The 19,911-nt window shown below is 63.2% G+C and carries 16 protein-coding genes; 4 read left to right on the forward strand and 12 right to left on the reverse strand.

What is annotated here, in order from left to right; translation table 11 throughout:
* Positions 1-95 precede the first annotated feature (95 nt).
* Complete coding sequence (locus V3C40_RS23325) at positions 96-3,917, reverse strand: hypothetical protein (protein WP_331778653.1); 3,822 nt, start codon at positions 3,915-3,917, stop codon at positions 96-98.
* Positions 3,918-4,087: 170 nt separating this feature from the next.
* On the opposite strand from V3C40_RS23325, the gene V3C40_RS23330 reads away from it, so the two are divergent.
* From V3C40_RS23330 to V3C40_RS23345, 4 genes are all read left to right on the forward strand, one after another.
* Positions 4,088-6,895, forward strand: a complete 2,808-nt coding sequence (locus V3C40_RS23330; protein ID WP_331778654.1) for a valine--tRNA ligase — start codon at positions 4,088-4,090, stop codon at positions 6,893-6,895.
* 112 nt (positions 6,896-7,007) lie between these two features.
* The gene (locus V3C40_RS23335; RefSeq protein WP_331778655.1) at positions 7,008-7,463 is read left to right on the forward strand and encodes a DUF2147 domain-containing protein; all 456 of its coding nucleotides are present in this window, start codon (positions 7,008-7,010) and stop codon (positions 7,461-7,463) included.
* 273 nt (positions 7,464-7,736) lie between these two features.
* The gene (locus V3C40_RS23340) at positions 7,737-9,512 is read left to right on the forward strand and encodes an ice-binding family protein (protein ID WP_331778656.1); all 1,776 of its coding nucleotides are present in this window, start codon (positions 7,737-7,739) and stop codon (positions 9,510-9,512) included.
* A gap of 13 nt (positions 9,513-9,525) precedes the next feature.
* Positions 9,526-10,665: an OmpA family protein gene (locus V3C40_RS23345; RefSeq protein WP_331778657.1), complete on the forward strand. Its 1,140-nt coding sequence runs from the start codon at positions 9,526-9,528 to the stop codon at positions 10,663-10,665.
* A 51-nt stretch (positions 10,666-10,716) separates the two neighbouring features.
* Here V3C40_RS23345 and V3C40_RS23350 read toward each other — a convergent pair whose 3' ends face one another.
* From V3C40_RS23350 to tyrS, 11 genes are all read right to left on the reverse strand, one after another.
* Entirely contained in the window at positions 10,717-11,184 is a 468-nt protein-coding gene (locus V3C40_RS23350) for a YaiI/YqxD family protein (RefSeq protein ID WP_034749529.1), read from the reverse strand.
* Between the two features lie 23 nt (positions 11,185-11,207).
* On the reverse strand, positions 11,208-12,263 hold the full coding sequence (gene ruvB, locus V3C40_RS23355; protein WP_034749202.1) for a Holliday junction branch migration DNA helicase RuvB: 1,056 nt from the start codon (positions 12,261-12,263) through the stop codon (positions 11,208-11,210).
* Between the two features lie 6 nt (positions 12,264-12,269).
* Positions 12,270-12,848, reverse strand: a complete 579-nt coding sequence (ruvA, locus tag V3C40_RS23360) for a Holliday junction branch migration protein RuvA (protein ID WP_034749203.1) — start codon at positions 12,846-12,848, stop codon at positions 12,270-12,272.
* Between the two features lie 54 nt (positions 12,849-12,902).
* The gene (gene ruvC / locus V3C40_RS23365) at positions 12,903-13,442 is read right to left on the reverse strand and encodes a crossover junction endodeoxyribonuclease RuvC (RefSeq protein ID WP_034749205.1); all 540 of its coding nucleotides are present in this window, start codon (positions 13,440-13,442) and stop codon (positions 12,903-12,905) included.
* A gap of 184 nt (positions 13,443-13,626) precedes the next feature.
* Positions 13,627-15,213, reverse strand: a complete 1,587-nt coding sequence (purH, locus tag V3C40_RS23370; protein ID WP_070301635.1) for a bifunctional phosphoribosylaminoimidazolecarboxamide formyltransferase/IMP cyclohydrolase — start codon at positions 15,211-15,213, stop codon at positions 13,627-13,629.
* Between the two features lie 107 nt (positions 15,214-15,320).
* On the reverse strand, positions 15,321-15,554 hold the full coding sequence (locus tag V3C40_RS23375; protein WP_008445162.1) for a helix-turn-helix domain-containing protein: 234 nt from the start codon (positions 15,552-15,554) through the stop codon (positions 15,321-15,323).
* 191 nt (positions 15,555-15,745) lie between these two features.
* Positions 15,746-16,786, reverse strand: a complete 1,041-nt coding sequence (dusB, locus tag V3C40_RS23380; protein WP_072456748.1) for a tRNA dihydrouridine synthase DusB — start codon at positions 16,784-16,786, stop codon at positions 15,746-15,748.
* A 106-nt stretch (positions 16,787-16,892) separates the two neighbouring features.
* Entirely contained in the window at positions 16,893-17,537 is a 645-nt protein-coding gene (locus V3C40_RS23385) for a histidine phosphatase family protein (RefSeq protein WP_331778658.1), read from the reverse strand.
* Between the two features lie 3 nt (positions 17,538-17,540).
* On the reverse strand, positions 17,541-18,173 hold the full coding sequence (locus V3C40_RS23390; protein WP_070301633.1) for a YbhB/YbcL family Raf kinase inhibitor-like protein: 633 nt from the start codon (positions 18,171-18,173) through the stop codon (positions 17,541-17,543).
* Between the two features lie 19 nt (positions 18,174-18,192).
* The gene (gene dtd, locus V3C40_RS23395; RefSeq protein ID WP_070301632.1) at positions 18,193-18,642 is read right to left on the reverse strand and encodes a D-aminoacyl-tRNA deacylase; all 450 of its coding nucleotides are present in this window, start codon (positions 18,640-18,642) and stop codon (positions 18,193-18,195) included.
* Positions 18,639-19,904, reverse strand: coding sequence for a tyrosine--tRNA ligase (gene tyrS, locus V3C40_RS23400; protein ID WP_034749219.1), 1,266 nt, complete (start codon positions 19,902-19,904; stop codon positions 18,639-18,641). The genes dtd and tyrS overlap by 4 nt, the downstream gene beginning before the upstream one ends.
* Positions 19,905-19,911 lie beyond the last annotated feature (7 nt).

Here is a 19,911-nt window from a genome sequence, read left to right on the forward strand (position 1 = left end):
GAGGCCGGCATTATAGCATCGGCAGCGCCTCTACCCCCCGTTCTGTTGCAGGAAAACGACTCACCAGGCCGCCAAACACGGCCATATGGCCGCGTTTATTTCACCTTGTCGTACGACAGCATTTGCCCATCGCGATCCCAGGCCAGTGTGTCATCCCCGATGCCGATGACGGCGTGAAAGTCCCGCATGCCCGAGCGCGGCGGATACAGCGCAAAGCGCAACAGGCCTTGCCGGGCCGGCAGCGCCACCGTGGCAAAGCCCGCTTCCGGATGGGACAGAGCCAGATGGCGCAGCGGCCCGGCAAACGGCACCTGCCACGGCTGCGTGCCGCTGACGCCTTTGGCAAACGCGGGCGCATCGCCGAGCGCCGCCAGGCCGATATCGGGCACGGCCTCGTTGCGATATTCGACGATGATGCGGGCCGGGCCCGTGGTGGCGTCGCCGGGCCGCGGCGGCAACAGCGCAAACGGTGCATCGGGCGACTTCCCATCGCCCTGCAGCAGCAGCTCGCCATCCAGCACCGACCAGCGTCCCTGTGCCGCTTGCTCATCGGCGCCGTACACCATCTGGTAACTGAAACGCCCGCCGGCGCGCAGCACGATCTGCGACGCGACCTCGGTCCGGCGCCCCATGGTGTAGCGTCCCGGCAAGCGCTGTTGCAGCGCCAGGTCGGCAGCCTTGTCCTTGTGTGCGGGTGCAGCCGCAACCTGCGCAGGCGGCACCCGCCAGCCGCCGGCCGCCAGGATGGCCAGCATGTCGGCGCGTCCCGCGGCGCGCAGCGCGCTCCAGTCCTCCGGTGCGAGTTGCCGCAGGCCGCCAGCCAGGCGCGGCAGGCGCGCAGCGAAGCGCTGGCCCAGCCAGCCGGCCAGGATCAGCCCCGGTTCCTCGGCAAAGGCGGTGATCAGGCGCGGCGCCATGGCGTGCTCGCACTGTGGCGGCGCGCTGGAAAATCCATGCTTGAGCAGCAAGTCCCAATACGCATCGGACGCGTTCATGACGATATCGATCAGGTTCGGCGTGTCCGGCAGGCAGACCTTGTCCAGCGACAGCGTCCAGTCGCGCGTGACGAGCGCCAGCATATCGGTATTGAGACTGGCGGCGGCCAGGTCCAGCGCGCCACCCCATGGGTGCTCCGTGCCGTCATCGATCCTCGCGCCGCGCGCGAGGAACAGGCGCACGGCCTCGGTATTGCCATTGAGAATAGCCTGCTCCAGCGCGCTCTTCTGATTGGCGCCGCGCCAGTTCGGGTCCAGCCCCAGGTCCAGCAGACGCGGCAGCAGATCGCCGCGCTGCGCCCGCAACGCCTGCCGCAGCACCACCGCATCGCCCGGTGCGCGCCGCACACCGTCGGCGCGCCGCAACATGCCGTGTTCCAGCAACAGCGGCGCCAATGCACGCTGCGGCGACTGCACGGCGAGCACGGCGGCGTTGTTGCCCAACTGGCTGGCCGGCAGGCCGGCCGCCAGCATCAGGCTTACCCGTTCGACGCCGGCCGCATCGCGCACGGAACGCAGCGCTTCGTCCAGCGGCGACCACTTGATGTCTGCCAGCGGCTGGCGCGCCGCGACGGCTGCCAGCAGCAAGGTCAGCACGTTATTGTTTTCCGGCGTCGGCTTCAGTTTCAGCGCCATCCTCAAGACGGGGAACTCGCCGCCCAGCGGGTCGGCGCCCAGGCCCAGCAGCAGCTTGACCATCGCCGCGTCACTATTTTCGACGGCCGCCAGCAAGGGCGGACGATAGCCGTCGCTGACGACGGGCGCACCCATCGCGGCCAGGCGGGTGACCCAGTCCGGCCGCTGGCTGCGCACCGCATGCCACAGCAGGGTCTCCGTTTCCAGGTGCAGCGCGTCGAGCGTCGTTCGTTTTCTCATGTGCAACTCTTCGGCTGCGGGGCCGGCTTGCTTCCAGGGCATTCCGGGCACTACCAGTTGGCGCAGCACGTCCTCGGACGCCGGCTGATGGTTGTACATGGCGCGCATCGCGGCGTCGAGCCAGCGGTCCTTTCCCTTCGCGTCATGCCGGGGCACGCGCTGCTTGAGCCAGTCCAGCGCGCCGGCGTTGCCCGCTTCGGCGGCGTAGGCGTACAGCGACTTGCCCTCGTCGTCGATGTCGGGCGCGGTGCCGGTGGCCAGCATTTTATCGAGCACTTCGGTGCCGCGCGTCAGGCCCAGCAAACGGCTCCAGAGCATGTGATCGGCCAGCGGCCGTTCGGCTGGCGGCGCCGCGCCGTCTTTCGCCGTCTTTTTCTCTGCCTGGCGCAGCTCTGCCATGCGCTGGTCGCCCACCAGGTAGGGCAGGCCCGAACCAGCGTCCAGCAAGGCGATCATGTTTGCCGTGCGTTCATCCGCGTCGAGCAATTCCGGCAGCATGCCCGCGTCTTCCTGCTGCAGCGCGTATTCCAGCGGCGCCAGCGTTTCATTTCCGGCGCCGTAGTGCCGCACATCGGCGCCATGGGCCAGCAACAGGCGCGCCATCGCGGCGTTGCCGTACATGGCCGCCAGATGCAGGGGCGCGACGCTACTGCCCCCGGTACCTTCGCCGACCGGCACGCCGCGCTGCAACAGCAGCGTCATCATGCGCAGCCTGGCCGGCAGCAGCGCGGCGTGCCGCTCGCGTTGCGCCTGGCGGTGCGCCCTTTGCTGCATCTGTTGCAGCAAAGGGTCGTCCAGACGCGGCTGCGCCTTCTGCCATGCCGATTCGGCTTCGACCAGGCTGTACGCGGGCAAGATCAAGGTGTGCAGCAGGGTGTTCGAGCCGCTTCGGTAGGCGCCCGGCAGGGCGACGCCGGCGAGCAGCTGGCCGAAGGCCGCTTCATCGCCCTCGCTGGCGGCATCGAACAGCGCCCGCACTTCGGGCGTCGGCGGCAGCTTGTCGCGCGCCTCGCGCACATAATGGATCATGCGTTCCATGCCGTGCACCGAGACCTGTGGCAGCGGCATGCCCACCTTCCACGCCCGCGCCAGCTGATCCGCCTCGGCGTTTTGCGCCGCGTTCATCGCCCTTGCCCAGCCCGCCACGCTGGCGGCGGCCTCCGGCTCCCCACCCGCCGCCGCCAGCTGGCTCAGCATGGAGGCGAGCACATAGTCCTGCGGCACGCCCCAACCCATGCCGTACACCTTGACCAGTTGCAGCTGGGCCTTGGCGTTGCCGCTTTCGGCCGCCTTGCGCAGCCAGCGGACGGCCTGCCTTTCATCCAGGCCGTCTGCTCCGTTGCAACACCGCATGCCCAGCTGGTAGGCGGCGTCCATGTCGCCGCCCTCGGCGGCGCGGAGGTACCAGTCCTGCGGCGAGCGCCGCCCCGTCAGCGACGTCGCCGGCAAGGGCGCGCCGCGCCGCCAAAGGCCGGCCAGGCGCACGGCTTCGTCGACCTGGTCCGGCGACATCGCGCTGCGGTGCGCCGGCAGATACGTCTCCAGCTCGGCCGCGCCGCTCCATTCCTTGTCCTGCAGCGCCAGCAGTCTGAGCGCATACGACAACACCTTGTCGGCCGGCACGCCTTTTCCCTCTTCATACATTTTCGCCAGTTGCGCCATCGGTCCGCCGGCGCCCTGCGACGCCTGGCTGCGCAGCCAGGGCAGCGCGCGCGCGGGATTGCGCATGCTGCCCGACCAGCTCGTATACAGAGAAACAAGTTCTTCCTGAGCAACGCGGTCGCCACGCTTGGCCGCCAGCAGATACCAGCGCCCGGCATCGGCATCGCTGCGCGCCACGTCCGAACACCGCTCCGCGCCCGCGTAGATATCGCCGAGAACCTTTTGCGCCTTGATATTGCCGCCCAGCGCAGGTCCGCGCAATTGGGCCACGGCGTCAACGCAGCGCCCGCGCTGGAAAGACGCCATTCCTTCCGGGACGCCGGCGCACGCGCCACCGGCAGCCCATCCGGCGCCGAGCACGGCCAATTGCCACAATTTTTTCATGATTGCCTAAGCTTTCAAATAATGTTGCAAAGATGATAGCTTGAAAAAAATACAATAGGGCAATATTGCGCAATCGTGCGCGGCTTTTCAGGCCATCCAGGCCCGCTATTTGCTGCGCATGCTTTATGCACCCCTTATAATGGTTCCTTTTGCCAATCACACGCCAAATCATGGAATTAGCCAAGTCTTTCGAGCCCGCCGACATTGAACAATTCTGGCGCACCGAGTGGGAACAGCGCGGTTACTTCACCGCCACCCTCGATGCCGGAAAACCTTCCTTCAGCATCCAGTTGCCGCCGCCGAACGTCACCGGCACCCTGCACATGGGCCATGCGTTCAACCAGACCATCATGGATGGCCTGACCCGCTACCACCGCATGCTGGGCCACAACACAGCCTGGATTCCCGGTACCGACCATGCGGGCATCGCCACGCAAATCGTCGTGCAGCGCCAGCTGGACGCGCAAAAGATTTCGCGCCATGACCTGGGCCGCGAGAAATTCGTGGAAAAAGTGTGGGAATGGAAAGAAAAATCGGGTTCCATCATCACCGGCCAGATGCGCCGCCTGGGTGCTTCGGCCGACTGGCAGCGCGAATACTTCACGATGGACGAGCCGCGCTCGAAAGTCGTCACCGACGTCTTCGTGCGCCTGTTCGAGCAGGGCCTGATCTACCGTGGCAAGCGCCTGGTCAACTGGGACCCCGTGCTGGGCACGGCGGTGTCCGACCTGGAAGTGGTGTCCGAGGAAGAAGACGGCTCCATGTGGTACATCAAGTACCCGCTGGCCGACGGCAGCGGCTTCCTGACGGTGGCTACCACCCGTCCTGAAACCATGCTGGGCGACGTGGCCGTGGCCGTCGATCCGACGGACGAGCGCTACCTGCCGCTGGTGGGCAAGATGCTGAAACTGCCGTTGACCGACCGCGAAATCCCCATCATCGCCGACGAATACGTCGACAAGGAATTCGGCACGGGCTGTGTCAAGATCACCCCCGCGCACGACATGAACGATTACGCCGTGGGCCAGCGCCACAAACTGGCGCAGATCGTCATCCTGACGCTGGACGCGAAGATCACGGACGACGCGCCCGAGGCTTACCGTGGCATGGACCGTTTCGCCGCGCGCAAGCAGATCGTCGCCGACCTCGACGCGCAAGGCTTGCTGGAGCAAGTCAAGCCGCACAAACTGATGGTGCCGCGCGGCGACCGCACGGGCGTTGTCATCGAGCCGATGCTGACGGACCAGTGGTTTGTCGCCATGAGCAAGCCGGCCCCGGAAGGCACCTTCTTCCCGGGCAAGTCGATCGCCGAGACGGCGCTGGACAAGGTCGCCAATGGCGAAATCAAGTTCGTGCCAGAAAACTGGAGCACCACCTACAACCAGTGGCTCAACAACATCCAGGACTGGTGTATCTCGCGCCAGCTGTGGTGGGGCCATCAAATCCCGGCGTGGTACGACGACAAGGGCAATATCTTCGTTGCCAAGACGGAAGCGGAAGCCATCGCCAAGGCGCAGGCCGCCGGCAGCACCGGCCCTTTGAAGCGCGATGACGACGTGCTCGACACGTGGTTCTCGTCCGCCCTGGTGCCGTTCTCGACCATGGGTTGGCCGGAAGAAACGCCGGACATGAAGGCCTTCCTGCCATCGTCCGTGCTGGTCACCGGTTTCGACATCATCTTCTTCTGGGTGGCGCGCATGGTCATGATGACGGCGCACTTCACGGGCAAGGTGCCGTTTGAAACCGTCTACGTGCACGGCCTCGTGCGCGATTCGACGGGGCAGAAAATGTCGAAGTCGAAAGGTAACACCCTGGACCCGATCGACCTGATCGACGGCATCGACCTGGAAAACCTGATCGTCAAGCGCACGACGGGCCTGATGAACCCGCGCGACGCGGAAAAGATCACCAAGGCAACGCGCAAGGAATTCCCGGAAGGCATTTCCGCCTACGGCACGGACGCCGTGCGCTTCACCATGGCCAGCTACGCTTCGCTGGGCCGCAACATCAATTTCGACCTGGGCCGCTGCGAAGGCTACCGCAACTTCTGCAACAAGATGTGGAACGCCACCCGTTTCGTCATGATGAATACGGAAGGCAAGGACTGCACGCCGAACGACGCCGACCTGTCGCAAGCGGACAAGTGGATCATCTCGCTGCTGCAGAAGGCGGAACTGGACGTGGCCAAGGGCTTTGAAGACTTCCGTTTCGACAATATCGCCGCCACCATCTACAAATTCGTCTGGGACGAGTATTGCGACTGGTACCTGGAAGTCGCCAAGGTGCAAGTTCAGCAAGGAACGGAAGGCCAGCAGCGCGCCACCCGCCACACCCTGCTGCGCGTACTGGAAGTGGTACTGCGCCTGGCCCACCCGATCATTCCGTTCGTCACGGAAGCCCTGTGGCAGACGGTGGCGCCTTTGGCTGGCAAAACCTTGAAGGCCGAGGGTGATTCGATCATGATGCAGCCGTATCCGATCGCCAACACCGACAAGATCGACGAGTCGGCCGAAGCGTGGATGCAGCAGCTGAAAGCCTTGACGGACGCGACGCGCAACCTGCGCGGCGAAATGCAGATCTCGCCTTCCGTGCGCGTGCCGCTGATCGTCGAAGCCGGCAATGCCAGCGAGAAAGAAGCGTTGGCATCGTACGCACCGTACATCCAGTCGCTGGGCAAGCTGGCCGACGTGCAGATCGTCGATGCGCTGCCGGACTCGCCAGCGGCCGTCGCCATCGTCGGCACCACCAAGCTGATGCTGAAAGTGGAAATCGACGTGGCTGCCGAACGCGAGCGTCTGGGCAAGGAAATCGCCCGTATCGAAGCGGAAATTGCCAAAGTCAACAGCAAATTGGGCAATGAAAGCTTTGTCGCGCGTGCCCCTGCCGCCATCGTTGCGCAAGAAAACGAGCGCTTGCTCAGTTTTTCGGCGACAATTGAAAAACTGCGCGAACAGTTTGCTAAACTAGCCAGCGCATAAGGCAAGTTTGGAAGGATTGCGCGGTGTCATCCGTGACGCCGCGCAGCACTGCTGGTCTTGCCTTGGTATATAACTGTTCGTGACACGATCAAAAAACCAATGGAGACTAGCGATGCATAAAGTATTCAAAGCAAGCGTACTGGTGGCCGCCCTGGCCATCGCCAGCAGCGCCACCGCGCGCGACGGCAACTTTACCCCCGTCGGCACGTGGAAAACCATCGACGACGCCAGCGGCAAGCCAAAATCCCTCATCGTCATCACGGAAAGCAACGGCGTCTTGCAAGGCAAGATCGACAAGCTGTTCCGCGGCCCGGACGAAGACCAGAATCCCAAGTGCGACAAGTGCACAGGCGCCAAGAAAGACCAGCCCATCGTCGGCATGGTGATCCTGTCCGGCCTGAAATATGACGGCAAGGAATGGACGGGCGGCGAAATCACGGACCCGGCCAATGGCAAGACCTACAAGAGCAAGGCGGAACTGACGGAAGGCGGCACCAAGCTGCAAGTTCGCGGCTATGTCGGCGTGCCGATGTTTGGCCGCTCGCAGACGTGGGTGCGCGAAGAGTAAGCTCCCCCCTGCCCTGATGAAGCCGGCCTTAGCGCCGGCTTTTTTGCGTCTGTTTTCCGCACACGGCCGTTGTTTTCCAGGCCGAATCGCGTTTTTTTGACCCTATCTCCGAACGCCAGGGGCCTATGCGCGCCACCGAACATACTTGAAGTTTCCTAAATGAAATAGTGCATGCCTGTGACGCCATCGCCCTGTAGCGACAGGCGGCATGGCTCTGCCGGATGACCTCATCCGCGGATGACCGGCAATGACTGCCATGCACAAAGGAACACTATGAATCTCTTCAAGCGATATCTGAACCCGCTGATCGTCTCGGCAGGCCTGCTGGCCATGACCGCCCTGGCCGGCTGCGGCGGCGGCGACCAGGGACGCGATCCTATCCTCGGCTTGCCGGCTGCCACCCTATCCAGCCTGGCCGTCACGCCAGCCACGGCCACGGTCGCTATCGGTGCGGGCCAGCAATTCACGGCCATCGCCACGTATAGCGACGGCTCCTCGCAAGATGTCAGCGCCAGGTCGGCCTGGACGTCGGCCACGCCAGCCAGCGCGACAGTCAATGCCGCCACAGGCTTGAGCACCGGCATCGCTGCCGGCAGCAGCAGCATCAGCGCCGCATTTGGCGGCAAGAGCGCAGCGGCCCAGTTGACCGTCTCGCCCGCCACTTTGACGGCAATTGCCATCACGCCGCTCGCGCCATCGATCACCATCGCAGCAACGCAGCAATTCACGGTGACGGGCAGCTTCAGCGACGGCGCCACGCGCGACGTCACGGCCGTGTCGGCATTTGCCTCGGCCAATCCCGCCACGGCCAGCATCGCCGCGGGCGGCCTGGCGCTGGGCAAGGTTGCCGGCACGACGCAGATTACGGCCACCACGGGCGCGCTCACGGCCAGCACCGTGCTGACCGTCACGCCAGCGACCTTGTTGTCGATCGCCGTCACGCCGCAAAACCCGATCATCCCCGTCGCCGCGACGCGCCAGTTGGCCGTCCTTGCCACGTATTCGGATGGCAGCAGCGCTGACGTCACCTCCGGTAGCAGCTTCGTGTCCGCCACGCCAGCCTCGGCCACTGTCGCCAGCGGTGGCCTCGTCACCGGCGTTGCCTTTGGTACCAGCGTCATGAACGCCAGCTTCAACGGCAAGACGGCCAGCACCACCGTCACCGTGCCGACCATTACCCTGGCCAGCATCGCCGTCACGCCGGCCACCGCCAGCATCGTTGTCGGTGCCACGCAGCAATTCATTGCCACCGCAACGTACTCGGACAGCTCGAACGCCATCATCACCAACAGCGCCGCCTGGACGTCGGGCACCGTTGCCAATGCCAGCGTGCTGAACACGGGCGTCGCCACCGGCATCGCCGCCGGCACCAGCAGCATCACGGCCACGGCCGGCGGCCAGTCGGGCAGCGCGCTGCTGACCGTAACTGCCGTCGCCATCCCGCCCGTCCTCAATCCGATCATCCTGGGCCGCGCCGCATCGTTCGGCGTGCTGGCCGGCACCTCGATCACGAACAATTCGGGCGGCACGACCCTGATCACGGGCGACGTGGGTTCGCCTTCGCAAACGGTCGATCCGACCCAGGCAGCTGGTTTTACCAACTACAAGTCGGGCGCCATCCTGGCCGGCGCGATGACGGATTTGCAAACGGCGATCACGGACGGCAACAGCCGCACTTGCGACGTCAGCTTTGCCGGCGGCATAGACCTCGGCGGCCAGACCTTCGGCCCCGGCGTGTATTGCTATGCGGGCGCCATCAGCATCACGGGTACCTTGACCCTGAACGGTCCCGGCGTGTACATCTTCCGCACGGCGCTGACCTTGAACTCGACCGTCAACTCGGTGGTTGCCCTGAACAATGGCGCCACGGCCGACAACGTCAGCTGGCTGCCCGTCGGCCCGACCACCCTGGCCGCCAACAGCGTCTTCAAGGGCAATATCCTGGGCCAGTCGGCCGCCATCACGGTGGGCGACAACACGAACCTGCTCAATGGCCGCGTGCTGACGGCCGCCGCCGTTACCCTGCGCAACAACCAGATCACCAAATAACCGGGACATGACCATGACTATCGCACACACACTGGGCGCCCTGAGCGTCATGACCGGCGCCTTGCTGGCGGCACAATCGGCGCAGGCGCAGGACAATACGTTCATCAACCCGGACTGGGCCAACAGCGCCTGGTACATCGGCGCGGGCGTGGGCCAGTCGCGCGCCAACATCGACGAGCCGCGCTTGCGCGCCAGCCTGGCCGCCAACGGCGAAAGCGTCACCGGCTTCAGCAAGGACCAGCGCGACACCGGCTATAAACTGTTTGTCGGCCGCCAGCTGAACCAGTATGTCGCCGTGGAAGCCGGTTACTTTGACCTGGGCAAGTTCGATTTCAAGTCGACCACCAGCGGCAACGGCGTACTGAACGGGCAAGCGGCCTTTCGCGGCGTGAACCTGGACTTGCTGGGCCAGCTGCCGCTGTCGCAGCGCCTGTCCTTGCTGGGCCGTGTCGGCATGCACTACACCAAGACCAACACGGAATTCAGCGGCAACCGTCTGCTGGGTTCGACCAATACCCATGCCAGCGAGCGCAAGCTCAATGCCAAGATGGGCCTGGGCCTCGAATACAAGTTCAGCGAAGCGCTGGCCCTGCGCGGCGAAGTCGAGCGTTATCGCTTAAACGACGCCGTCGGCAACCGTGGCGATGCGGACCTGTATTCCGTCAGCCTCGTGTATAAACTGGGCCGCCCGGCCAGCGCCACGCCCGCCTACCAGCCGGCGCCAGAAGTCGCCCCGGCCGTCGCGATGCCGGCCCCCGTCATCGTGGCCGCACCGGCGCCAGCGCCCGTGTCGGAAAAAGTGTCGTTTGCCTCGGAAGCGTTGTTTGATTTCGATCAATCGGCGCTCAAGCCGCAAGGCAAGGCCGCGCTGGACCAGCTGCTCGGCCAATTGACGGGCATGGACTTGGAAGTGATCGTCACGGTCGGCCATACGGATGCCGTCGGCCCTGACGCCTACAACCAGAAACTGTCGCAACGCCGCGCCGAAGCCGTCAAGGCCTATCTGGTGGCGCAAGGCGTGGAAACGAACCGTGTCTACACGGAAGGCAAGGGAGAAACGCAGCCGGTGGCCGACAACACAAGTGCCGCCGGGCGCGCCAAGAACCGCCGTGTGACGGTGGAAGTGGTGGGCACGCGCAAAGTTGCACGCTAAGTTACATGCACGTAAAAAACCGGCTTGCGCCGGTTTTTTTTCGTCCGCGAATTACTGCGCCGGGGCCGGCTTGCGGTGATGCTTGCTCAAATGCCGGTCCAGACTATTGGCGAACTGTTGTCGGTCGGACTGGCTGAAGGCGGCCGGGCCGCCCGTGTCCACGCCGCCACTGCGCAATTCTTCCATGAAGGCGCGCATCGTCAGTTGCTGGGCGATATTATCCTTCGTGTAGAACTCGCCGCGCGGGTTCAGCGCGAAACCGCCCTTGGTCAGGACGTCGGCCGCCAGCGGGATGTCGCCCGTGATGACGAGGTCGCCGGGATTCAACAAACGCACGATTTCCTGGTCGGCCACGTCGGCGCCGGACGGCACTTGCACGGTGCGGATGAAACGCGAGGGCGGCACGCGCAAGCCCTGGTTAGCGACCAGGATGAGCGGCAGCTCCAGGCGGTCGGCCACACGGTACAAAATTTCCTTGATGACGACGGGACAGGCATCCGCGTCGATCCAGATTTGCATGCCTGGCATACCCTCTTGCGCCATCACAGTTCCCACGCTTCGCCGCCCGGGCCCATGCGCGGCGCGCTGACGCCGAAGTGCAAATAGGCAGCCGGTGTAGCGACACGGCCACGGGGTGTGCGCTGCAGGAAACCTTGCTGTATCAGATACGGTTCCAGCACGTCTTCGATGGTATCGGCCGCTTCGCCGATGGCCGCCGCCAGGTTGCCGATGCCGACGGGGCCGCCGCCGAACTTGAACAGCACGGCTTCGAGCAGCTTGCGGTCCATCACGTCGAAGCCGGCGGAATCGACGTCAAGCATGGCCAGCGCGCGGTCGGCCACCACCTTGGTGATCTCTCCATTGCTTTTGACTTCCGCGAAATCGCGCACGCGGCGCAACAGACGGTTGGCGATGCGGGGCGTGCCGCGGGCGCGCTGGGCGATTTCGTGCGCGCCTTCCGGGTCGATCGGGGCTTTCAGCAAGGCGGCGCTGCGCGTGACGATCTTCGTCAATTCGCCCGTGTTGTAGAACTCCAGGCGCGCGACGATGCCGAAGCGGTCGCGCAGCGGATTGGTCAGCATGCCGGCGCGCGTGGTGGCGCCGACCAGGGTAAACGGTTGCAGATCGAGCTTCACGGAACGGGCGGCCGGGCCTTCGCCGATCATGATATCGATTTGATAATCCTCGAGCGCCGGATATAAAATTTCCTCAACGACCGGCGACAACCGGTGGATTTCATCGATGAACAGGACGTCGTTCGCTTCCAGGTTCGTCAAAATCGCCGCCAGGTCGCCCGGGCGCTCGAGCACGGGGCCCGAGGTCTGGCGCAAATTGACGCCCATTTCGCGCGCGATGATGTGCGCCAGGGTGGTCTTGCCCAGGCCCGGCGGGCCGAACAGCAAGGTGTGATCGAGCGCTTCCTTGCGCTGGCGCGCGGCCGTGATGAAGATTTCCAGCTGGTCGCGGATCTTTTCCTGCCCTACATACTCGTCGAGCTGCTTGGGACGCAAGGCCCGTTCGATCGCCTCTTCGTTGTGCGAGATGGGCGCCGCGTCGATGATGCGCTGTTCCGTGAAGCTGTCGGTCTGGATGCTCATGCCCTATCAGCCTTTCGACAGCGCTTTCAGCGCCAGTTTGATGCCGTCTGACACACCGGTACCAGCCGGCACGTTCTTCACGGCGGCCAGCGCTTCCTTGTCCGAATAACCGAGCGCGACCAGCGCGTTGAGGATATCCGATTGCGCGTCGGGCGCCGCATGCGCGCCGCCGGCGCCGATATCGGCACCCAGCTTGCCCTTCAATTCCAGCAACAGGCGCTCGGCCGTCTTCTTGCCGATGCCCGGCACTTTCACCAGGCGGCCGGAATCCTGCAGGGTAATCGCCTGCGCCAGATCGGCAATCGTCATACCGGAAAGAATCGACAGCGCCATGCGCGCGCCCACGCCCGTGATCTTGATCAACTGGCGGAACACGGCGCGCTCGGCCGCATTGCCGAAGCCAAACAGCAAATGCGCGTCTTCGCGGATGGCCTGGTGCGTAAACAGCACGACTTTTTCGCCCACGTGGGGCAAGTTGTAAAAGGTGCTCATCGGCACGTCGACTTCATAGCCGACGCCCTGGCAATCGACCAGCAATTGTGGCGGATTCTTTTCAAGCAAAATACCGGAGAGACGGCCTATCATCGCGTGTTCCTAATGTTGTGTATCGTTGTTTCTATTGATATGAGGGCCATGCGCCTACCCTACTAAACGGCCGCGCTTCATACGCAAGCCCTGTAGCTGGGGCGCCAGCGCGCCGATCATGGCCAGCGCGTCGATGCTGTTGGCATGGCAAATGGCCACGCCCAGGGCATCGGCCGCATCCGTGCCGGGCAAGCCGGGCAAGGACAGCAGCCGCGACACCATTTCCTGTACCTGCTCCTTGGCCGCCTTGCCGTGGCCCGTGACAGCCTGTTTCACTTGCAGCGCCGTGTATTCGGCCACCGACAAATCGGCATGGACGAGCGCGCAAATGGCCGCGCCGCGCGCCTGGCCCAGCAGCAAGGTCGATTGGGGATTGACGTTGACAAACACTTTTTCGATGGCCGCGCAATCGGGCTGGTAGGTGCCGACGATCTCGCTCACGCCCCGCAGGATGACCTTCAGGCGCGGCGGTAATTCCCCTTCGGAACCCGTCTTGACGGTCCCCGACGCGATATAGCGCAGCTTGTTGCCGTGTTTTTCAATGACCCCAAAGCCGGTCGTGCGCAGGCCAGGATCGATGCCAAGAATAATCATCGCCAGATTCTATAATGAATACGGCAGGCACCGGTGAATAACCGGTGCCTGCCGCTGAGTACTTTATCGAGTAGCTGTAGGTCGGATTAGCGGTACGCGTAATCCGACATGCGTTGCCAACTGCGCTTGTCGGATTACGCGCGGCCTTCGGCCCCGCTAATCCGACCTACTCTCTCTATCGATATCAATGACGGAAGTGACGCGTGCCCGTGTACAGCATGACCACGCCGCGCTCGTCCGCCGCATCGATCACTTCCTGGTCGCGCATCGAGCCGCCCGGGTGGATGACGCAGGTCGCGCCCGCGTCGACGACGACGTCGAGGCCGTCGCGGAACGGGAAGAAGGCGTCCGACGCCACGACGGAGCCCGTCAGCGACAGGCCCGCGTTTTGCGCCTTGATGGAAGCGATGCGGGCCGAATCGATACGGCTCATCTGGCCAGCGCCCACGCCCAGGGTCATGTTATTGCCGCAGAAGACGATGGCGTTCGACTTGACGAATTTCGCCACTTTCCAGGCGAACATCAGGTCGGCCAGTTGCTGCGGCGTTGGCTGCAGCTTGCTGACCACGCGCAAGTCGCCGATGCCGACGTTTTTAGCGTCAGGCGATTGCACCAGCAGACCGCCACCGACGCGCTTGAAGTCCATGGCGTGCACGCCGCTGCCCAGCGGGATTTCCAGCATGCGCACGTTTTGCTTGCTCGACAGAATCTGTTTCGCTTCGGCGGAGAACGACGGGGCGATCAGCACTTCGACGAACAGCTTGGCGATTTCGCCGGCGGTGGCGCCGTCGAGTTCCGTGTTGAAGGCGATGATGCCGCCGAATGCCGAGGTCGGGTCCGTCTGCAGGGCGCGCGCATACGCTTCCGCCGCATTCTTGCCCAGGGCCACGCCGCATGGGTTCGCGTGCTTGACGATGACGCACGCGGCGCTTTGCTCGAAGCCGCCCATGCTCTTCACGCATTCCCAGGCAGCATCAGCGTCGGCGATGTTGTTGTACGACAATTCCTTGCCTTGCAGCTGGCGGTAGTTGGCCAGCGCGCCGTCGGTGGTGACGAGGTCGCGGTAGAAGGCGGCGCTCTGGTGCGGGTTTTCACCGTAGCGCATGTCTTGCACTTTTTCAAAGGCCACGTTCAGGATTTGCGGATAGGTGCCGCGCTCGGCGTGCACTTTCGTCGGGCCCAGGCTCGTCAGGTAGTTGGTGATGGCGCCATCGTATTGCGCCGTGTGCGCAAAGACTTTTTTCGCCAGCATGAATTTGGTGTCGTAGCTGACGTCGCCTGCCTTGCCATCGGCCGCACGCATTTCCGCCAGTACCACGTCGTAGTCGGTCGGGTCGCAGATGACAACCACGTCCTTGTGGTTCTTGGCCGCCGAACGCAGCATGGTCGGGCCGCCGATATCGATGTTTTCGATCGCGTCTTCCAGGGTGCAATCAGCCTTGGCGACCGTGCCTTGGAACGGGTACAGGTTGACCACCACCATGTCGATAGTCGGCATGTCGTGCTCGACCAGTTTCGACATATGCTCAGGGAAATCACGGCGCGCCAGGATACCGCCGTGCACTTTCGGGTGCAGGGTTTTCACACGGCCATCGAGCATCTCCGGGAAACCCGTGTAATCGGCCACTTCCGTGACAGGAACACCGTTGTCTGCCAGCAGTTTGGCGGTGCCGCCCGTGGACAGGAGGTTGACGCCGAGGGCGGACAGGGCGCGGGCGAATTCGAGAACGCCGGTCTTGTCGGAAACGGAGAGGAGAGCTTGTTTGATCATGGCTGTGGCTAGGTGGTTAAGTGTTCTTGGCGAATGGCGCAGCGGTCAGCTATGAAGCTGGGCCCGCTGCGGCGGATTCAAATCTTGGCGTCACTTGCATGCCGGCATTACAGCAAACCGTGCTCCTGCAATTTCTTTCGCAGGGTATTGCGGTTGATGCCCAGCATCTGCGCGGCGTGCGACTGGTTGCCATCGGCGCGTGTCATCACGACTTCCAGGATGGGCTTTTCGACGGTCAACACGACCATGTCGTAGATATTCGATGCTTGCTGTTCGCCCAGGTCATTGAAGTAATCTTCTAGACTTTTCTGTACGACTTCCTGAATGCTTTCTTTGCTCATTTGTATGCTTCAACCGGCTGAACACCTGGCCATCCGGCGCCGCGTCGCTCATGCGGTCCGCGTGCTGCCCTCTTGCCTCGGTGTTGTAATTAATATTGCATGACGCTCTGTATAGGCGCTCGCCCTTGTACTTCTTATCACTCGTACTGATCACTATTGCTTATAACTTATGCCACTACCTTGCTATCTGCTCATGCTGCCGTGGCCGCTTCTATCAGGCCACTTTCACTGGATTCGGAGAGGCGGTATTGTAACCGTTCGCCAAATTTCCATTGCGACTCAAAAAATTGATCAACGGCCAGCAATTGCGCATCCGTCGATTCCAGCAAGTTCATTTGCTGGCGGAACGCTTCGCCGCCCTCCAGATCCTTGACGTACCAGCCGATGTGCTTGCGCGCCGTGCGCACGCCGAGAAATTCACCGTAAAACGCGTAATGGGCGCGCAAATGCTCGTCCATCAGCGTGCGCACTTCATCCACGTACGGCGCCGGCAGCAAGGTGCCCGTGCGCAAAAAATGGTCGATCTCGCGGCAAATCCACGGCCGCCCCTGCGCCGCGCGGCCGATCATGACGGCATCGGCGCCCGTTTGATCGAGCACAAAGCGGGCCTTTTCCGGACTGGTAATGTCGCCATTGGCCACCACGGGGATGCCCACTGATGCTTTCACGGCGGCAATGGTTTCATATTCGGCATCGCCCTTGTAGCCATCGGCACGCGTGCGTCCGTGCAAGGTCAACATCTGGATGCCGGCTTGCTCGGCGATGCGGGCGATGGTCAGGGCATTCTTGTTGGAACGGTTCCAGCCCGTGCGAAATTTCAGGGTGACGGGCACGTCGACGGCGTTGACGACGGCGTGCAATATCTTTTCGACCAGGCTTTCATCTTGCAACAGGGCCGAACCGCACCAGCTGTTGCACACCTTTTTCACAGGGCAACCCATGTTGATGTCGATGATCTGCGCGCCCCGGTCCACGTTGAACTTGGCGCAATCGGCCAGGTCTTGCGGATCGGCGCCGGCGATCTGCACGGCTTTCGGCTCCATTTCGCCTTCGTGGTCCGTGCGCCGCGCGCTTTTTTCCGTCGCCCACAGGCGCGGATTCGACGCCGCCATCTCCGACACGGCGTAGCCGGCACCCAACTGCTTGCACAACTGGCGGAAAGGCCGATCCGTCACGCCCGCCATGGGAGCGACGAAAACGTTGTTGCGCAGAATGTGAGGGCCGATTTGCACTGAGGAACCTGGAATGGACGGAGGAACCTGCTATTTTAACCGATTCCCTGCCTATTTAATAAGCACTATTTTTTAGCTCAGTGCGTCAGAGTGAGGATGGGGCCGCTTAGCCCAGCTCGTCCATCGCGGGTGCGCTCAGGTGCTCGATATTTCCCCAGTGCACTAAATGCAGCTTGCCGTCGGCGTAAGAAAACCGGTTGACGCTGGCATTTTTGACCTGGAAGTCGCGCGGACTGTCGAGCGTCATGCCGACCGCCTCGCGGTAAGCGCACTCGAGCACGCCGCCGTGGGCCACGATGGCAATCGTCTGGCCGTCATATTGCTCGGCCCAGCGGGCGATGGCGCCGTTTGCGCGCGCATAGAACTGGCGGAAACTTTCGGCCTGGCGCTCGCCCGACGGCATCACGGCGTCGATCTGGCGCGATTGCCATTGCGCATACTCGTGCGGATAGCGCGCGGCGATGTCCGCATACAGCAAGCCTTCGAAAGCGCCATAGCAGCGCTCGCGCAGCAAGGGGTCAATCTGCACTGGCAGCTTGTTCACGTCGGCCACGGCTTGCGCCGTCTGCCGCGCGCGCTGCAGGTCGCTGGCGATGATGGCGGCCAGCGGTTCGTCCGCCAGCGCCTGCCCCAGCGCGACCGCTTGCGCCAGGCCCGCCTCGTTCAAGGCGATGTCGATATGGCCCTGCAGGCGACGGCCCGCATTCCAGGCCGTCTCGCCATGGCGTATCAATAAAATCGTGGTGCTCATGCGTTATTTCTTCAGAGTAAGTGCCAACTCGGGATTGAGCGAATAGGCGACGACGAGCTGGGCTTCATCGAGGATGTGGCCGTACAGGGCGGCATGGGCTTGCTGCCCCGTGAAACGCTCGGGCAAAGCCAGTTGCGGCACGTCGAGCGCGTACAGGCGGAAAATATAGTGGTGGATGCGCTCGTCATTCCACGGCGGGCACGGACCATCATAGCCGTAGTAATCGCCGGCCATGGCGGCATCGCCGGCAAACCAGCCCGTGTAATCGTTGATGCCCTGGCGCAACCCGGGACCTGCCGCCTTGCCACGGGGAGTGATGCCGCTGGAAAATTCTCCGGCGGCAATAACCCGCATGGCCGGAGGCAAGTCGAGCAAGCTCCAGTGATAAAAGTCGCCGCGCAGCGCCGTCAGCGACAGGGCCTGGTCATCGCGGTTGGCCAGGCTGGCATCTTGCGGCGCATCGGGGTCGATGCAGAACAGGGCCAGCGACTCGGTGCCGTTGGGCACGTCGTCCCAGGCCAGATGGGGATTGCGGTTGCCGGCGAGGCGCACGCGGCTGGCCGGATCGATCTCGGCAAAAGCATAGTCGGCCGGCATCAGGCCTCCATCACGAAACGTCTCGCTCCACAATTTCATCGCTTGCTCCTCTTTATAGTTATTGCTTTGCGTTCACTTGTAGCCAGAACGTGACGGGGCCGTCATTGGTGAGCGACACCTGCATGTCGGCACCGAACTGCCCCGTTTGCACGCCTGCATGGCGGCTGCGCGCCTGGTCCACGAAATGCGTGAACAGGCGCAAGCCGTCCTGCGGCGCGGCGGCCGGCGTAAACGACGGGCGCGTGCCGGACTTGGTGTCGGCCGCCAGCGTAAACTGCGGCACCAGCAGCAAGCCGCCGGCCACGTCCGTCACGCTGCGGTTCATCTTGCCCGCCTCGTCGGCAAACACGCGGTAGCCGAGCAGTTTTGTCAGCAGGGCGTCCGCTTCCTTCTCCGTATCCCCCCGCTCGGCGCACACGAGCACCATCAGCCCGGCGTCGATGGCGCCGATGGTGGCGCCATCGACATCCACCTTCGCCTGCGTGACTCTTTGCAGCAGCGCGATCATGCCGTCAAGGTGACGCGCGCAAAGCTGCGCTTGCCAACTTGCAACACGAACTGACCGGCTTCCACTTGCAAGCCCTTGTCGCTGATGACGGTGCCGTCGATGCGCACGCCGCCCTGGTCGATCTTGCGCATGGCTTCCGACGTGGATGGGCACAGACCGGCTTGCTTGAGCAATTGCGGGATGCCCAGCGGTGCGCCAGCGAGGCTCACTTCCGGGATATCGTCGGGGATGCCGCCCTTCGAGCGGTTGACGAAGTCGGCCAGCGCATCTTCGGCCGCCTGCTGCGAGTGGAAGCGGGCGACGATCTCTTGCGCCAGCGCAACCTTGGCGTCACGCGGGTTGCGGCCTTCCTCGACTTCGCGCTTCAGCTGGGCCAGTTCGGCGATCGAGCGCCACGACAGCAGCTCGTAGTAGCGCCACATCATGACGTCGGAAATGCTCATCAGCTTGGCGAACATGGTGTTGCCCGGTTCCGTGATGCCGATGTAGTTATTCTTCGACTTGGACATTTTTTCCACGCCGTCCAAACCTTCCAGCAGCGGCATGGTCAAAATACACTGCTGCTCCTGTCCGTACTGCTTTTGCAGTTCGCGGCCCACCAGCAGGTTGAACTTCTGGTCCGTGCCGCCCAGTTCCAGGTCCGATTTCAGGGCCACCGAGTCGTAGCCTTGCATCAGCGGGTACAGGAATTCATGGACGGAAATAGGAATGCCGCCCTGGAAGCGCTTGGTGAAATCGTCGCGCTCGATCATGCGCGCCACCGTGTAGTGGGAAGCGAGCTGGATGATGCCGCGCGCGCCCAGCGGATCGCACCATTCGGAGTTATAGCGGATTTCAGTCTTGCTGGCGTCCAACACTAAAGATGCTTGCGCGAAATACGTCATCGCGTTAATCTCGATCTGTTCCTTGGTCAGCGGCGGGCGCGTGACGTTGCGGCCCGAAGGGTCGCCGATCATGGACGTGAAGTCGCCAATGAGGAAAATGACTTGATGGCCGAGGTTTTGCAGCTGGCGCATCTTGTTCAGGACGACAGTGTGGCCCAGATGCAAGTCGGGTGCGGTCGGGTCCAGGCCCAGTTTGATGCGCAGCGGAACACCGGTTTTCTCGGAGCGTGCTAATTTTTGCGCAAATTCGCTTTCGATCAATAGTTCGTCGACGCCACGCTTGGTAATCGCGAGGGCTTCTTGTACTCTGTCAGACAGCGGAAGCGCGGTCTGAGCGGCGTTAGCCTTTGTAGGCGATGCGGTGGTGTTGATTTCCATAAAATTT

This window comes from Janthinobacterium sp. LS2A (assembly GCF_036543145.1).
GTDB lineage: Bacteria > Pseudomonadota > Gammaproteobacteria > Burkholderiales > Burkholderiaceae_D > Janthinobacterium > Janthinobacterium aestuarii.

Coding starts and splice junctions, on each gene's coding strand:
- V3C40_RS23325 (WP_331778653.1), bottom strand. CDS start 3,917: ATGAAAAAATTGTGGCAATTGGCCGTGCTCGGCGCCGGATGGGCTGCC.
- V3C40_RS23330 (WP_331778654.1), top strand. CDS start 4,088: ATGGAATTAGCCAAGTCTTTCGAGCCCGCCGACATTGAACAATTCTGG.
- V3C40_RS23335 (WP_331778655.1), top strand. CDS start 7,008: ATGCATAAAGTATTCAAAGCAAGCGTACTGGTGGCCGCCCTGGCCATC.
- V3C40_RS23340 (WP_331778656.1), top strand. CDS start 7,737: ATGAATCTCTTCAAGCGATATCTGAACCCGCTGATCGTCTCGGCAGGC.
- V3C40_RS23345 (WP_331778657.1), top strand. CDS start 9,526: ATGACTATCGCACACACACTGGGCGCCCTGAGCGTCATGACCGGCGCC.
- V3C40_RS23350 (WP_034749529.1), bottom strand. CDS start 11,184: ATGCAAATCTGGATCGACGCGGATGCCTGTCCCGTCGTCATCAAGGAA.
- ruvB (WP_034749202.1), bottom strand. CDS start 12,263: ATGAGCATCCAGACCGACAGCTTCACGGAACAGCGCATCATCGACGCG.
- ruvA (WP_034749203.1), bottom strand. CDS start 12,848: ATGATAGGCCGTCTCTCCGGTATTTTGCTTGAAAAGAATCCGCCACAA.
- ruvC (WP_034749205.1), bottom strand. CDS start 13,442: ATGATTATTCTTGGCATCGATCCTGGCCTGCGCACGACCGGCTTTGGG.
- purH (WP_070301635.1), bottom strand. CDS start 15,213: ATGATCAAACAAGCTCTCCTCTCCGTTTCCGACAAGACCGGCGTTCTC.
- V3C40_RS23375 (WP_008445162.1), bottom strand. CDS start 15,554: ATGAGCAAAGAAAGCATTCAGGAAGTCGTACAGAAAAGTCTAGAAGAT.
- V3C40_RS23385 (WP_331778658.1), bottom strand. CDS start 17,537: ATGAGCACCACGATTTTATTGATACGCCATGGCGAGACGGCCTGGAAT.
- V3C40_RS23390 (WP_070301633.1), bottom strand. CDS start 18,173: ATGAAATTGTGGAGCGAGACGTTTCGTGATGGAGGCCTGATGCCGGCC.
- dtd (WP_070301632.1), bottom strand. CDS start 18,642: ATGATCGCGCTGCTGCAAAGAGTCACGCAGGCGAAGGTGGATGTCGAT.
- tyrS (WP_034749219.1), bottom strand. CDS start 19,904: ATGGAAATCAACACCACCGCATCGCCTACAAAGGCTAACGCCGCTCAG.